General features: G+C 52.2%; 15 protein-coding genes and 1 riboswitch. Of the genes, 6 read left to right on the top strand and 9 right to left on the bottom strand.

Annotation, left to right across the window (positions count from 1 at the left end):
* Positions 1 to 242: 242 nt before the first annotated feature.
* The 7 genes from thiH to DES37_RS24490 form a co-directional block, all read right to left on the bottom strand.
* Complete coding sequence (gene thiH, locus DES37_RS24520; RefSeq protein WP_110028203.1) at positions 243 to 1,397, bottom strand: 2-iminoacetate synthase ThiH; 1,155 nt, start codon at positions 1,395 to 1,397, stop codon at positions 243 to 245.
* Positions 1,394 to 2,176, bottom strand: a complete 783-nt coding sequence (locus tag DES37_RS24515; RefSeq protein ID WP_110028202.1) for a thiazole synthase — start codon at positions 2,174 to 2,176, stop codon at positions 1,394 to 1,396. Before DES37_RS24515 ends, thiH begins: the two co-directional genes overlap by 4 nt.
* Position 2,177: 1 nt before the next feature.
* The gene (gene thiS, locus DES37_RS24510; RefSeq protein WP_036103033.1) at positions 2,178 to 2,378 is read right to left on the bottom strand and encodes a sulfur carrier protein ThiS; all 201 of its coding nucleotides are present in this window, start codon (positions 2,376 to 2,378) and stop codon (positions 2,178 to 2,180) included.
* Positions 2,362 to 3,117 carry a HesA/MoeB/ThiF family protein gene (locus DES37_RS24505; protein WP_110028210.1) on the bottom strand — a complete coding sequence of 252 codons (756 nt, stop codon included), beginning with the start codon at positions 3,115 to 3,117 and terminating at the stop codon, positions 2,362 to 2,364. The genes thiS and DES37_RS24505 overlap by 17 nt, the downstream gene beginning before the upstream one ends.
* Positions 3,110 to 3,745 carry a thiamine phosphate synthase gene (gene thiE / locus DES37_RS24500; protein WP_110028209.1) on the bottom strand — a complete coding sequence of 212 codons (636 nt, stop codon included), beginning with the start codon at positions 3,743 to 3,745 and terminating at the stop codon, positions 3,110 to 3,112. Before thiE ends, DES37_RS24505 begins: the two co-directional genes overlap by 8 nt.
* A complete protein-coding gene (thiC, locus tag DES37_RS24495) occupies positions 3,745 to 5,640 on the bottom strand; it encodes a phosphomethylpyrimidine synthase ThiC (RefSeq protein ID WP_110028201.1) in 1,896 nt (631 codons plus the stop codon). Before thiC ends, thiE begins: the two co-directional genes overlap by 1 nt.
* 93 nt (positions 5,641 to 5,733) lie before the next feature.
* A riboswitch (TPP riboswitch) is annotated at positions 5,734 to 5,843 on the bottom strand.
* Positions 5,844 to 5,897: 54 nt separating this feature from the next.
* Positions 5,898 to 6,398: an Rsd/AlgQ family anti-sigma factor gene (locus DES37_RS24490; protein WP_036103028.1), complete on the bottom strand. Its 501-nt coding sequence runs from the start codon at positions 6,396 to 6,398 to the stop codon at positions 5,898 to 5,900.
* A 171-nt stretch (positions 6,399 to 6,569) separates the two neighbouring features.
* On the opposite strand from DES37_RS24490, the gene nudC reads away from it, so the two are divergent.
* The 6 genes from nudC to DES37_RS24460 all read left to right on the top strand — a co-directional run bounded on the left by nudC (position 6,570) and on the right by DES37_RS24460 (position 10,963).
* Complete coding sequence (gene nudC / locus DES37_RS24485; protein ID WP_110028200.1) at positions 6,570 to 7,343, top strand: NAD(+) diphosphatase; 774 nt, start codon at positions 6,570 to 6,572, stop codon at positions 7,341 to 7,343.
* Positions 7,344 to 7,420: 77 nt separating this feature from the next.
* Positions 7,421 to 8,485: a uroporphyrinogen decarboxylase gene (gene hemE / locus DES37_RS24480; protein ID WP_110028199.1), complete on the top strand. Its 1,065-nt coding sequence runs from the start codon at positions 7,421 to 7,423 to the stop codon at positions 8,483 to 8,485.
* Positions 8,485 to 9,165 (top strand): deoxyribonuclease V, encoded by a 681-nt coding sequence (gene nfi, locus DES37_RS24475; RefSeq protein ID WP_110028198.1) that lies wholly within the window; start codon positions 8,485 to 8,487, stop codon positions 9,163 to 9,165. Before hemE ends, nfi begins: the two co-directional genes overlap by 1 nt.
* Before the next feature lie 33 nt (positions 9,166 to 9,198).
* The gene (locus tag DES37_RS24470) at positions 9,199 to 9,789 is read left to right on the top strand and encodes a YjaG family protein (protein ID WP_036103020.1); all 591 of its coding nucleotides are present in this window, start codon (positions 9,199 to 9,201) and stop codon (positions 9,787 to 9,789) included.
* A 186-nt stretch (positions 9,790 to 9,975) separates the two neighbouring features.
* Positions 9,976 to 10,248 (top strand): nucleoid-associated protein HU-alpha, encoded by a 273-nt coding sequence (gene hupA, locus DES37_RS24465; protein ID WP_036103018.1) that lies wholly within the window; start codon positions 9,976 to 9,978, stop codon positions 10,246 to 10,248.
* A gap of 13 nt (positions 10,249 to 10,261) precedes the next feature.
* Positions 10,262 to 10,963 carry a DUF1481 domain-containing protein gene (locus DES37_RS24460; protein ID WP_036103016.1) on the top strand — a complete coding sequence of 234 codons (702 nt, stop codon included), beginning with the start codon at positions 10,262 to 10,264 and terminating at the stop codon, positions 10,961 to 10,963.
* An 80-nt stretch (positions 10,964 to 11,043) separates the two neighbouring features.
* On the opposite strand, the gene purD is transcribed toward DES37_RS24460, so the two are convergent.
* Together purD and purH are read right to left on the bottom strand one after the other, a co-directional pair.
* Positions 11,044 to 12,333 (bottom strand): phosphoribosylamine--glycine ligase, encoded by a 1,290-nt coding sequence (gene purD / locus DES37_RS24455; RefSeq protein ID WP_110028197.1) that lies wholly within the window; start codon positions 12,331 to 12,333, stop codon positions 11,044 to 11,046.
* Positions 12,334 to 12,347: 14 nt separating this feature from the next.
* Positions 12,348 to 13,937 carry a bifunctional phosphoribosylaminoimidazolecarboxamide formyltransferase/IMP cyclohydrolase gene (purH, locus tag DES37_RS24450; RefSeq protein WP_110028196.1) on the bottom strand — a complete coding sequence of 530 codons (1,590 nt, stop codon included), beginning with the start codon at positions 13,935 to 13,937 and terminating at the stop codon, positions 12,348 to 12,350.
* Between the last annotated feature and the right edge of the window lie 403 nt (positions 13,938 to 14,340).

The following is a 14,340-nucleotide window of genomic DNA, read 5'->3' as shown; positions in this document are numbered from 1 at the left end:
TTTTTTTTTGCTATTTTCACATCCCACCAAACGTTACCTTTTCCCAATGGCCTGGCAAATATCGGGCAGCTACGTGTTTTTCCAGACAATAACAGTGATGAAAAGCAGGAAGGCGGGGTGGCCGATGGAGAGGGGAAGTGGCCACCCCGGGCAACGTATTGCGCTGCCGGAGTGACCATATCGTCATTCCCTGAGTTTGCTCAATGCCCGTTTGTCAGGGCAGGAAACAGGGTTCCAGAGATTTACTGATTTGCTGAAAATGCCGGGCTCGTTTGCTGCCCTCTTCCCAAAAAACTGTCCCAGTCTTTCCATACTGGTTGTAACCCTGCATCAGTCAGTGCTTTGGCGACTACATCCGGCGCCCGGTTATCATGGGGCGAAAATTGCTCCAGTTCGGGCTGGTGGTCTGCATAGCCTCCTGGTTGCGTGCTGGAAAATGCGCTGACATGGGTAATGGCCAGTGGGACAACATGGTCACGAAACCACGGGGATTCACGGGTTGACAGTGATAACTCCAGTTCCGGGGAGAATAAGCGGAAGGCGCAAATAACCTGAAGTAGCTGCTTTTCGTCCATGAGTGACGCCGGGACTATTCCACCTTCACATGGGCGTAAACGGGGGAAAGATACAGAAAACCGGCTCTGCCAGTAATGCTGTTGTAACCAGAGCAAGTGTTCTGCCACCATAAAGCAATCCACCCGCCAGTTATCCGACAACCCAATCAACGCTCCCAGGCCAATTCGGTCAATACCCGCTTTGCCAAGCCGGTCCGGGGTATCCAGCCGCCAGAAAAAATCCTGCTTCTTACCGCGCAAATGGTGCCGTGCATACATTGCTTCATGGTAGGTTTCCTGGTAAACCATAACGCCATCCAGCCCCAACTGCTTAAGCTCCGCATACTCGTCTTCACTCATTGGCTGCACTTCCATTTGCACAGAACTAAAGTGGGCACGAATAGCAGGCAGGTATTGACGAAAGTAGTTCATACCCACTTTTCGCTGATGCTCGCCAGTCACCAGTAACAGATTTTCAAACCCAAGCTGGCGTATGGCTTCGCACTCACGTTCGATTTCCTCGCCATCGAGAGTCTTACGCTTAATGTGATTGCTCATTGAAAAACCACAATACGTACAATCGTTTGCACATAGGTTTGACAGGTATAACGGAACATAAAAGTTAACCGTATTACCAAAGCGCTGGCGGGTTAAACGCTGGGCCATTCCTGCCATGGGCTCCAGGTATTCTGCGGCGGCGGGAGACAGCAGTGCCATCATATCTTCCGGCCCGCGTTTTTCCCGGCATAATGCTCTCTGCACATCATTTTTGGTCTTACTGTTGATGCTAAGTGCAATGTCATCCCAGTCCAGAGTGCGCCAGTAATCACTAAAGTGGCTCATCCGTTCACCTCCGCACTGGCATTCAGAAATGCCGTCAGTGGGCTGGAAGCGCTGGCGGTCATCCGTTGTTCCCCATACCCGGCACTGGCTGCCAGTACACCAGCCTCGACGGCCAGCCGGAAAGCCTGTGCCATTCTGACCGGGTCGCCCGCTGTAGCGATAGCGGTGTTAACTAATACGCCATCGGCCCCCAACTCCAGGGCGGCAGTGGCATGCCCGGGCGTACCGATCCCGGCATCAACAATCACCGGAACACCAGCCTGCTCAATAATGATTTCCAGCATCGCCTGGGTTTGTAACCCACGATTGGAACCAATAGGCGCGCCAAGTGGCATCACTGCGGCACATCCGGCCTCTTCCAGATGGCGACATAACACCGGGTCGGCTCCACAATAAGGCAGAACAATAAACCCATTTTTAACCAGTAAGCGGGCTGCCTGTAACGTAGCGATGGGGTCAGGCATCAGGTAACGGCTGTCCGGGTGGATTTCCAGTTTCACCCAGTTGGTACCTAATGCTTCGCGCGCAAGTTGTGCGGCAAAGACCGCTTCATCTGCCGTTTTGGCACCCGATGTGTTGGGCAATAGTTGCACGCCGGCAGCCAGTAGCGGTTGCAGTAAATCGTCCCGGTGCTGGCGGAAATCAACCCGCTTTAACGCCAGTGTGACCAGTTGGGTACCACTGGCAATAATGGCCTGCTGCATTAATAATGGCGAAGCAAATTTCCCGGTGCCTGTCAGCAGGTGAGAATCAAACGTTTTATCAGCAATACGTAACATGTCAGCCTCCGGCAATGACTTCAAACAGCAGCAGGTCATCGCCTGGCTGTAGAATGTGGGTATCCCAGTGTTCGCGTGGCAGGATGGTCTGGTTTAGCGCCAGCGCGGTGCCGGGCTTCAGTTGGTGGAAAGTAGACAATAACTGCACCACCGTGGTGTTTTCAGCACAACTTACCGGATGGTCATTAAACTGAATTTGCATGTTGCCCTCCACACACCGGGCAATGGGGCGAAGGCTGCATCCTGATGGCACGCCACAGATTGGTTTTGGCATCAAACAGTGACAAAGTCCCGGCCTGGTTGGTGACTCCAGCCAGCCACTTCAGTGCTTCCAGCGCCTGGCTGACACCCAGTAACCCAACAACAGGCCCCAGCACACCCGCAGTACGGCAGTTCCGCTCTGGCTCGTGCTCGTCAGGCCATAAACAACGGTAACAACCCTGTTGCCATGGTGGAGACAACACCATCATTTGCCCGCCAAACCCAACGGCACTGGCGGTGATAAATGGCTTGTTCAGTGCCACACAGGCTGCATTGATTGCCTGGCGGGTTGGCATATTGTCACTGCAATCAAGTACCAGGTCGGCATCAGCCAGCACACTGGTTAGTGTTTCTGGTGTAAGGTACTGGTCGATGGGCGTTAGCGTGACAGACGGGTTGACCTGAGCCAGTTTTTCAACGGCTACATGTGCTTTATTGCGGCCAACATCTTGCTGTGTATACAGTGTCTGGCGATGCAGGTTACTGATGTGAACGACATCGCCGTCAGCAAGAATTAACTGGCCCACCCCAGCGCCAGCCAGATAATGAGCAGCTGGTGAACCGAGCCCGCCTAACCCAATCACAGCAACGCAGGACTTGCCCAGAGCCTGCTGCCCGTCGAGGCCCACTTCATCCAGCAGTAAATGGCGGCTGTAACGCATGAAATCCTGATCATTCATCGCCATTCCCCGCTAAATTAAGTAATGCTCTGGTTGCAGCCTGCCAGTCTTGCGCCTGTGTAATGGCGCTTACCACGGCAATGCTGCCCACCCCGGTAGCCAGTACCTCAGGTGCCCGCGCCAGGCTTATTCCTCCTATTGCTACTGTTGGGTAACCTTGCAGGCGATGAACGTGAGAAGCCAGTTGTTGCAGGCCTTGTGGCTCGGAAGGCATTTGCTTGGTTTGTGTGGGGAAAATATGCCCCAGAGCAATGTAAGAGGGGCGCACAGACAGTGCCCGGTCGATTTCAGCGTCATCATGAGTGGAAACGCCCAGGCGTAACCGCGCATCGCAAATTGCGCCCAGGTTCGCGGTGTCCAGGTCTTCCTGGCCCAGATGTACTCCCCAGGCCCGGTGTTTAATGGCCAGCCGCCAGTAATCGTTGATAAACAGCCGGGCTTCATAGCGCTGTCCAAGATGAATAGCCTGGATAATATCCTGCTCAACTTCATTCTCAGGCTTATCTTTGATACGAATCTGGAGCGTTTTCACCCCCAGAGCCAGCAGGCGCTCCAGCCAGGTAATGCTGTCAACGACGGGGTATAACCCCATCCGGACAGGCACGGTTGGAAAATCAGGTTGGTAAATCATGCCTGCTCCTTGCGAAGATAAATTTCTCCGCCGCGAGCGCGGAAATCCTGCGCCATATTTTCCATGCCTTCCGCGCGTTGTTTTGCAGCGTAATCACGTACATCCTGGGTGATTTTCATGGAGCAAAATTTTGGCCCACACATCGAACAGAAGTGCGCCACTTTGCCAGATTCCTGAGGCAGGGTTTCATCGTGGTAAGCCCGTGCAGTGAACGGGTCGAGGGCCAGGTTGAACTGGTCTTCCCAACGGAACTCGAAGCGGGCTTTTGACATCGCGTTATCGCGAATCTGCGCACCCGGATGCCCTTTGGCAAGGTCGGCAGCATGAGCGGCAATTTTATAGGTGATAAGACCTTGCTTTACATCTTCTTTATTGGGAAGGCCAAGGTGCTCTTTTGGCGTGACATAACACAGCATGGCGCAACCGAACCAGCCAATCATTGCTGCGCCAATTCCTGATGTGAAGTGATCATAACCCGGTGCAATATCCGTGGTCAGTGGGCCAAGGGTATAAAACGGTGCTTCATGGCAATGTTCCAGCTCTTCTGTCATATTGCGCTGAATCATCTGCATCGGCACATGTCCGGGGCCTTCAATCATCACCTGTACGTCATATTCCCAGGCGATTTTGGTCAGTTCGCCAAGCGTATGTAATTCTGAGAATTGCGCCTCGTCGTTCGCATCCTGAATAGATCCCGGGCGCAGGCCGTCACCCAAAGAGAGCGCAACATCATAGGCGGCACAGATTTCACAAATTTCACGGAAATGCTGATACAGGAAGTTTTCCTGATGATGGGAGAGGCACCATTTAGCCATAATCGAACCGCCACGAGAAACAATCCCGGTGAGGCGGTCTGCTGTCATTGGCACATAACGTAACAGTACTCCGGCATGGATAGTGAAGTAGTCCACGCCTTGCTCAGCCTGTTCAAGTAAGGTGTCACGGAACAGTGGCCAGGTGAGGTCTTCTGCAATGCCATTAACCTTTTCCAGCGCCTGGTAAATTGGAACGGTACCAATGGGAACCGGGCTGTTACGCAGGATCCACTCACGGGTTTCATGGATATAGCGGCCGGTTGATAAGTCCATTACTGTGTCTGCCCCCCAGCGTGTTGACCACACCAGTTTTTCCACTTCTTCTTCAATAGAAGAACTGACTGCCGAGTTACCAATATTGGCATTCACTTTAACCAGAAAGTTACGGCCAATAATCATTGGCTCAGATTCGGGGTGGTTAATGTTTGCCGGAATAATTGCGCGCCCGGCAGCCACTTCATCCCGAACAAACTCGGGGGTGATATTTTCCGGAAGATGCGCGCCAAAGCTGTGGCCTGGGTGCTGGTGGCGCAACACGCTGTCGCGGATCCGTTCCCGGCCCATATTTTCCCGCAGAGCAATAAACTCCATCTCCGGGGTGACAATTCCTTTGCGGGCGTAGTGTAACTGTGTAACGCAATGCCCTTTTATGGCTCTGCGCGGCGGCTGAACACCCTTGAAACGTAATTCTGCCAGCCCCTCGTCTTCCTGGCGTGCCAGCGTCCAGGACGATGAACTGTTGTGCAGTTGCTGGGTATCTTCGCGGGCATCAATCCAGGCCTGGCGGCATTTGGGCAGCCCCTGAAGTACATCAATGGATTTGTCCGGATCGCCATAAGGGCCTGAAGTGTCATAAACCGGGATGGGGTCATTTGGCGTGAGTTCAGGGTTCTCCCGTGTACCGCCAGTCACGGTCGGGCTCATTTGTATTTCACGCATGGGTACCTGAATATCCGGGCGGCTGCCAGCCAGATATACCCGTTTTGATGCCGGAAAAGCAGAGCCTTCCAGAGTATTAATAAATTGCTGAGCAGCATCACGTTGCTCACGGCGGGTTGGTGTTTTTTGTACGGACATAGCGCATTCCAGTTTGTTGGTCAGGAAGTGGCTTGTCAGAACGACGGACAGGAGTAGCAAAGACACAATAACGCCAGAAAATAAGCGTAATGCAGGGAGAGTACTCTTGTTCCCTTCGCAGGTCTTAACCTGATCAGGTTCCGCGGATCCCGAATTAACGGTCTCAGCCCGTGCTTACACACTGGGCACTCCGACAAGAAAAACATCGCTTTCGCGATAATGTATAAAAACTAACTTACTCGCTCACAGAACAAAACTCAAGCAGGCCGGGATTCGGCGTTGTCTGGTTCGGTATTCTGTAAATCATTTTTCCACACCAGGGTGAGCAGTTTATCTTCAAGGGTAAAACGCGCTTCAAGCGCTTCACCTATCCCTGATAAGGCCTGCTGAAATTCCTGCCAGTTATCATGGTCAATGGCAGTTTCCAGGCTGGTATCGTAGAAATGCATAATAGACTGCGTGTTGGCTTCTAACCGGGGGTAGAGTTGTGCGACAGATTTTGCGGTACTGGTCCCTTCAACCTCTCGAATGATGCGCTCATAAAGACTAAAGTGGCATGCTGAGAGATAGTCCACCAGGCCCTGGCAAAAGTCGTCCAGCGCCTTTTCATCAATGGCGGAATGGGCACTCTTTTTAGGCTTGAGCCCAACTAACCGGTAATAAGCAATCAATAGTTGCCTGCGGGTATTCAGCCAACTGTCAACTAATGCATTACTACCACCAACACGGGCTGTCAGGTTTTCCAGTTGGTTTAGCATGTTTGAGCATCTCCATGAGTTATATACTCGTCATGCTTCAATTTGCAGGTGGGTAAGTCGTGCTTGCCTGCAACTCGAATTATTTTGAGTATCAGATAAAACTCTGAACCATCTGAATGTAGCTATTATGTAAACCAACATGCCAGTGACACAGAGGTTGTGCAAGGAAATATGAAACATTTTGTAAAAAAAACCGATGAAGGCTGGTGGGTTGTCAGCCATGAACAAAAATTGTGGTTGCCGGCAGGTGAGTTACCCTGTGGGAGCGCAGAGCAGTACCAGTTAGAGGGTTTGCAGGCTATGCAAATTGGCACCTGGGATTCCCTTCCGGTCTGGCTGGTTCAGCACAACTTCCCTACAGGAATGGCTTCGGTCAGGCAACTTCTCGACAACGAAAGTGGGCTGTTTCAGTTAGCCGGCCGGGGTGTTCAGCTGGCTGAATTTTACCGTTCTCACAAATTCTGTGGCTACTGCGGTGCAGAAATGTACCCCAGCAAAACAGAGTGGGCGATGTTGTGCAGCCACTGCCATGAGCGCTATTACCCGCAAATAGCGCCCTGCATCATCGTAGCGATTCGCCGTGATGACCATATTTTGCTGGCACGCCATAACCGGCATAAGAATGGTGTTTACACCGTGCTGGCGGGCTTCGTGGAAGTGGGGGAAACGCTGGAGCAGGCTGTGGCGCGTGAGGTGATGGAAGAAAGCAGCATTCGCGTACAAAATTTGCGTTATGTCAGTTCACAGCCCTGGCCTTTTCCACAATCGCTGATGATGGCGTACATGGCGGATTACCACAGTGGTGATATCAAAATCGACCCTTCAGAACTCCTTGATGCTAACTGGTATCGCTATGATCAGCTTCCTTTACTCCCGCCACCGGGGACTGTCGCACGGCGGTTGATAGAAGATACTGTTGCCTTATGTCGGGCTGAGTATGAATAACATGCTACACTCAGCGCCCTATTTTTATTGTTTTATCTACCCTGACTGCGGGTGAATCAGCGCACAGAAGGAACCCCATGACTGACCTGAAAAATGATCGTTATTTGCGAGCCCTGTTACGCCAGCCGGTTGATGTTACCCCTGTATGGATGATGCGCCAGGCGGGCCGGTATTTACCGGAATATAAAGCGACCCGCGCGCAAGCAGGGGATTTTATGGCACTGTGCAAGAATGCTGATCTTGCCTGCGAGGTCACGCTGCAGCCGTTGCGCCGTTATGCACTGGATGCCGCCATTTTATTCTCTGACATTCTGACCATTCCGGATGCGATGGGGCTGGGGCTCTATTTTGAAGCAGGGGAAGGCCCACGCTTCACGTCGCCAGTACGCAGTAAGGCCGATGTGGATAAATTGCCGGTTCCTGACCCGGAAATGGAACTGGGCTATGTCATGAATGCAGTACGCACCATCCGCCGTGAACTGGCCGGGCAGGTCCCGCTGATTGGTTTCTCTGGTAGCCCGTGGACACTGGCCACTTACATGGTCGAAGGTGGCAGCAGTAAAGCCTTTACGGTTATCAAAAAAATGCTGTTTGCCGAGCCTCAGACCTTACATACGTTGCTGGGCAAACTGGCAGAAAGCGTTACGCTTTACCTCAATGCTCAAATTCGGGCTGGTGCGCAGTCCGTGATGATCTTTGATACCTGGGGCGGTGTACTGAGTGGGCGAGATTATCAGGCGTTTTCCCTGAATTATATGCAGCAAATTGTTGCCGGCCTGATTCGTGAACATGAAGGGCGCCGTGTTCCTGTGACACTGTTTACCAAAGGTGGTGGGCAGTGGCTGGAAGCAATGGCCGAAACCGGGTGCGATGCCCTGGGTATCGACTGGACAACAGATATTGCAGATGCCCGGCGTCGGGTAGGGCATAAAGTTGCATTGCAGGGCAATATGGACCCGTCAATGCTGTATGCGCCTCCGGCTCGTATCGAAGAGGAAGTGGCATCTATCCTGGCCGGGTTTGGTCACGGAGAAGGCCATGTGTTCAATCTTGGGCACGGAATTCACCAGGATGTCCCGCCAGAGCATGCCGGCGCGTTTGTTGAAGCTGTTCACCGGCTTTCTGCTCAATGGCATAAATAATGGACCTGGCGGCGCTCAGGGCGCAACAACAGCACCTGGCCTCTCAGGTGATAACTGAAGACTGCGGTGTGCCTGCCGAACCGCGGCTCATTGGTGGTGCTGATGTGGGCTTCGAACAACAGGGTACTGTAACCCGCGCCGCACTGGTTCTGCTCTCCTGGCCTGATTTAACGCTGGTAGAATACCAGGTTGCACGTATTCCAACGGAATTCCCGTATATCCCCGGTTACCTCTCTTTTCGCGAATGCCCGGCGTTGCTGGCCGCGTGGGAGAAGCTATCCCGTCGCCCTGATTTGCTCTTCGTTGATGGCCAGGGGATTGCGCACCCGCGCCAGTTTGGTGTCGCCAGCCATTTTGGTTTACTGGTTGACACCCCAACGATTGGCGTGGCGAAAAAACGCCTGTATGGCACATCAGACAGCGAGCAGTTGGCGCATGATGGTGTTACGCCGTTGCTATCCTCAGAGCGCACCTTGGGCTGGGTGTGGCGCAGTAAGCCGCGTTGCCTGCCTTTGTTTATTTCCCCCGGGCACAAGGTTCACCCGGGCACCGCGCTTGCGTGGGTGAAACGCTGTACGCGAGGCTATCGCCTCCCAGAACCGACACGCTGGGCAGATGCCGTGGCATCCCGTCGCCCGGCATTTATACGCTGGCAAGAAAAAATGCGCCAGGTAGAGTAAACTGCGCCCAATATCGACTGTTGAGACTTCACTATGTTACAAAACCCAATTCACCTGCGTCTGGAAAAACTCCAGAGCTGGCAACATGTTACTTTTATGGCCTGCCTGTGTGAGCGGATGTACCCCAATTACGCCATGTTTTGCCAGCAAACTGAGTTTGGTAACGGGCAACTGTATCGGCGGATTCTGGATTTGGTCTGGGAGACATTGACGGTAAAAGACGCGAAGGTTAACTTCGACTCTCAACTGGAGAAGTTCGAAGACGCAATTCCGTCTGCGGATGATTTCGACATCTACGGTGTTTACCCGGCAATAGATGCCTGTGTGGCGTTAAGTGATTTGTTACATGCGCTGCTGGGAGGTGAAACCCTTGAGAAAGCTATCGAGGTAAGTAAAACCTCTATCACGTCAGTGTGCATGTTAGAAATGACCCAGTCTGGTCGGGAAATGACCGACGAAGAGTTGAAAGATAACCCTGCAGTTGAACAAGAATGGGACATCCAATGGGAGATTTTTCGCCTGTTGGCAGATTGCGAAGAGCGCGATGTTGAGCTGATCAAAGGGCTGCGTACAGACCTCCGAGAAGCGGGTATTAGCAATATCGGTATAAATTTTCAGCAATAAGATAAGAAAACACCTCTCAGTGTCTGATTTGTCGTACCTGGAGGCTTCCCATCAGCCCCTTGTCTGGTCTACATTTGTGGGGCGAAAAAAAGTGGCTATCGGTGCGTGTATGCAGGAGAGTGCTTAACAGGCATTTCCATCGCACTCGATGCTTAGCAAGCGATAAACACATTGTAAGGATAACTTATGAACAAGACTCAACTGATTGATGTAATTGCGGACAAGGCTGAACTGTCAAAAGCACAAGCGAAAGCTGCTCTGGAATCCACTCTGGCTGCGATTACTGAGTCTCTGAAAGAAGGCGATACTGTACAACTGGTTGGTTTCGGTACCTTCAAAGTGAACCACCGTGCTGAGCGCACTGGCCGCAACCCGCAAACGGGTAAAGAAATCAAAATCGCTGCTGCAAACGTTCCTGCGTTTGTATCCGGCAAAGCACTGAAAGACGCGGTTAAATAATCGCACTCTGACAGTGAACAGTTTTATCAGAGGGGCGGTAACGCCCCTTTTGTCATTCTGGCGGCTGTCCTGCTTATTGTTAGTGGGAGGAGTGCTGGTGGGATGCAGTTCGCAAAAACAGGGTTTGCCGCCATTTACTGCCAGTGGTTATGTCGATGAAAATGGTGCAGTGCGTATCTGGCGTAAAGACGGTGAAAATGGCACGGTCCACCTGCTGAGCGTGTTTAGCCCGTGGCACAATAATGGCAATACTGTGATCAATGATTATCGCTGGCAGGGTGATAAGCTGGTCTCAATGGTGTTAAAAACTGAAGGAAGTGCGCCACAAACGACTACCGTGCGCTTTGATGCCAACGGTGCGCTCAGTTTCATGCAGCGTGAAGTAAATGGCATGAAGCAGCAACTTTCTAACGAGCAAATAGCGCTTGAGCAGTACAATGCTACCCGTATCCGCAAAACCAGTGATGCATTACGTACTGGTAAAGTAATATTGCACCAGGGGCACTGGAACCAGAACGAAAGTATCACAACCTGTGAAGGTAACGTTTCGCGCCCTGAATTTGATTCCTTCTTCCTGTCCTATATTCAGGACCGCCAGCGGCGTTCTGCGAAGCCGGTGAGTGTTGCCTGGCTCTCTGCACCTGAAGGCACCCAATTACTGCTGGTCGCCAATAGTGACTTCTGTAGCTGGCAACCCAAAGCCGATACATTCTAGCACCGGTTGTGGTGATTCAGCTTTCCTGCCTGCCGGGCAAAAAAAAGCCACCCGAAGGTGGCCTGTACGTTTTGCCGTGCTTAGTTTTGTTCACGCTCTATGGCGCGGTACCCTATGTCTGAGCGGCTAAAGCTGCCTTCCCAGTGAATGGGTTTCATCAACGCATAGGCATTTGCCTGAGCCTGAGCCACTGTGTTGCCCAGTGCGGTCGCGCATAATACACGCCCACCGTTAGTAACGACGTTCTCCTGGGCATCCAGCCGAGTCCCGGCGTGGAACACTTTCGCATCTGTAGCAGATTCCAGTGGCAGGCCGTGGATAACATCACCAGTGTTGTAGCTGCCCGGGTAACCGCCTGCAGCAATCACCACCCCGAGAGCCGCACGTTCATCCCACTCCGAGCTTTGCTTATCCAGAACGCCTTCGCAGGCAGCCTGGCACAATGCAACTAAATCGGATTTCATGCGTAACATAATCGGCTGTGTTTCCGGGTCGCCGAAACGGCAGTTGAACTCGATAACTTTCGGGTTACCCTGCTTATCAATCATCAGCCCGGCATATAAAAAGCCCACATAGGTGTTGCCTTCTGCCGCCATGCCTTTCACGGTTGGCCAAATGATGCGTTCCATGGTGCGGTTGAACACTTCATCTGTAACTACCGGAGCCGGGGAATAAGCGCCCATACCACCGGTATTCGGGCCGGAATCACCATCACCAACACGTTTGTGATCCTGGCTGGTGGCCATCGGCAATACGTGTTCGCCATCCACCATCACAATAAAGCTGGCTTCTTCACCATCCAAAAACTCTTCAACCACCACCCGGTGGCCGGCATCACCAAAAGCATTACCTGCCAGCATATCCTGAATGGCCGCTTCCGCTTCTTCCAGCGTCATCGCCACAATCACGCCTTTACCGGCAGCCAGACCATCGGCCTTGATAACAATAGGGGCGCCTTTTTCACGGACATAAGCCAGTGCTGGCTCCACCTCAGTGAAATTCTGGTATTCGGCGGTTGGGATATGGTGCCGGGCCAGAAAATCTTTGGTGAACGCTTTGGAGCCTTCCAGCTGCGCGGCGCCTTTAGTGGGGCCAAAAATCGCCAGGCCAGCAGCCTGGAAGGCATCAACCACACCAATCACCAGCGGTGCTTCCGGGCCGACAATCGTCAGGTCAATTTTTTCGTTTTGCGCAAAGCTTAACAGAGCCGGGATATCTGTTACGTTGATATCCACATTCTGTAAAGCCGGTTCGAGTGCAGTTCCTGCATTACCCGGTGCGACAAATACTGTTTCTACCTGAGGGGACTGAGCTGCTTTCCATGCCAGCGCATGCTCGCGCCCACCATTACCAATAATTAATACTTTCATGCGAGGCTCCTGAATTAATGGCGGAAGTGACGCATACCAGTGAAGATCATAGCAATGCCGTGTTCATCGGCGGCGGCAATAACTTCTTCGTCGCGAATGGAACCACCCGGTTGGATAACACAGCTAACGCCTACTGCTGCAGCTGCATCAATACCATCACGGAACGGGAAAAATGCATCAGACGCCATCGCTGAGCCTTTTACTTCCAGGCCTTCGTCTCCGGCTTTGATACCGGCAATTTTGGCGGAATAAACACGGCTCATCTGCCCGGCACCAATGCCAATGGTCATATTTTCTTTGGCATACACAATGGCGTTGGATTTCACAAATTTGGCCACTTTCCAGCAGAACAGGGCATCGCGCAGTTCTTCGGCTGAAGGCTGGCGTTTCGTGACAACACGCAATTCGCTTTCACCCACCATACCCAGGTCGCGGTCCTGCACCAATAAGCCACCGTTGACGCGTTTAAAATCAAGGCCTGGCACCCGAGCCTGCCACTGACCACAGACCAGTACACGCACGTTTTGTTTGGCAGCAGTTACTCTCAGTGCTTCAGCGGTTGCTGAAGGGGCAATAATGACCTCAACAAACTGGCGGGAGATGATGGCCTCTGCAGTCTGCTCGTCCAGTTCGCGGTTGAACGCAATAATACCGCCAAAAGCGGAGGTCGGGTCGGTTTTCCAGGCACGCTCGTAAGCAGCAAGAATATCGTCACCAATCGCCACGCCACAGGGGTTGGCGTGTTTCACAATCACACATGCGGGCTCGTTGAACTCTTTCACACACTCAAGAGCTGCGTCGGTATCGGCAATATTGTTATAAGACAGCGCTTTGCCCTGAACCTGCTCAGCAGTTGCCACTGAAGCTTCTGTTACCTGGCTCTCTATATAGAAAGCAGCCTGCTGGTGGCTGTTTTCCCCATAACGCATATCCTGCTTTTTCACAAAGTTCAGGTTCAGGGTGCGAGGGAAGCGGCCAGAAGGTTTGTCTGTTTCACCGTGGTATGGCGCAACCATGGTGCCGAAGTAGTTAGCAATCATGCTGTCATAGGCAGCGGTATGCTCGAATGCCTTAATTGCCAGGTCGAAGCGGGTTTCAAAAGTCAGTGAACCGTTGTTGGCATCCATTTCAGTAACAATAGTGGTGTAGTCATTGCTGTTAACCACAATCGCGACATCTTTATGGTTCTTGGCAGCGGAACGAACCATGGTAGGGCCACCAATATCGATATTTTCAACGGCGTCTTCCAGTGTGCAGCCTTCACGGGCAACGGTCTGGGCAAACGGGTAAAGGTTCACGACGACCATATCAATAGGGGAAATAGCATGCTCTGCCATGATAGCGTCATCCTGCCCACGACGGCCAAGAATGCCCCCATGCACTTTCGGGTGCAGCGTTTTCACTCGTCCATCCATCATTTCCGGGAAACCGGTGTAATCAGAAACTTCGGTTACCGGCAGGCCTGCATCAGCCAGCAAGCGGGCAGTACCACCTGTGGAGAGCAGTTCAACGCCACGTTGAGAAAGGGCCTGGGCAAATTCGACGATACCGGCTTTATCAGACACGCTGAGAAGAGCGCGGCGTACAGGACGAGGTTGTTGCATGGTGATCAATCCCCTGGATTTCAGTTTATTGCAATTGCAGAAGAGTGTGAGTGCTGCTTTGTTCTGTCTATATGTACTGCGATTAATACATCTAATAAAGAAAAGCAGGACTGACACCCTTCTAAAGTGGGTCTGCGAAAACGCGGGTGCATTGTAGCGAAAACGTTTGCGTGACGCTCGCAAAATTTCCTCATCAACAATGATTGTGGATAACTCTGTTGATAAGCGGGTATAAACCCGGGTTTTGCTGGGGAATGCAGCACTCAGTCTTTTTTATGCAAATTTTCTATTGCAGCAAAATCTGAACTCCCTATAATGCGCCTCCATCGACACGGCGGCACGCTTCACTGAGTGCAGTAAGCCGGGAAGATAAAGAGAAAAAATCCTGAAAAATTGGGTTGAC

It is taken from the genome of Mangrovibacter plantisponsor, from assembly GCF_003182475.1.
Taxonomy (GTDB): domain Bacteria; phylum Pseudomonadota; class Gammaproteobacteria; order Enterobacterales; family Enterobacteriaceae; genus Mangrovibacter; species Mangrovibacter plantisponsor.
The sequence above is the reverse complement of the archived record's forward strand: the minus strand, read 5'-3'. Positions and strand labels throughout refer to the sequence as shown.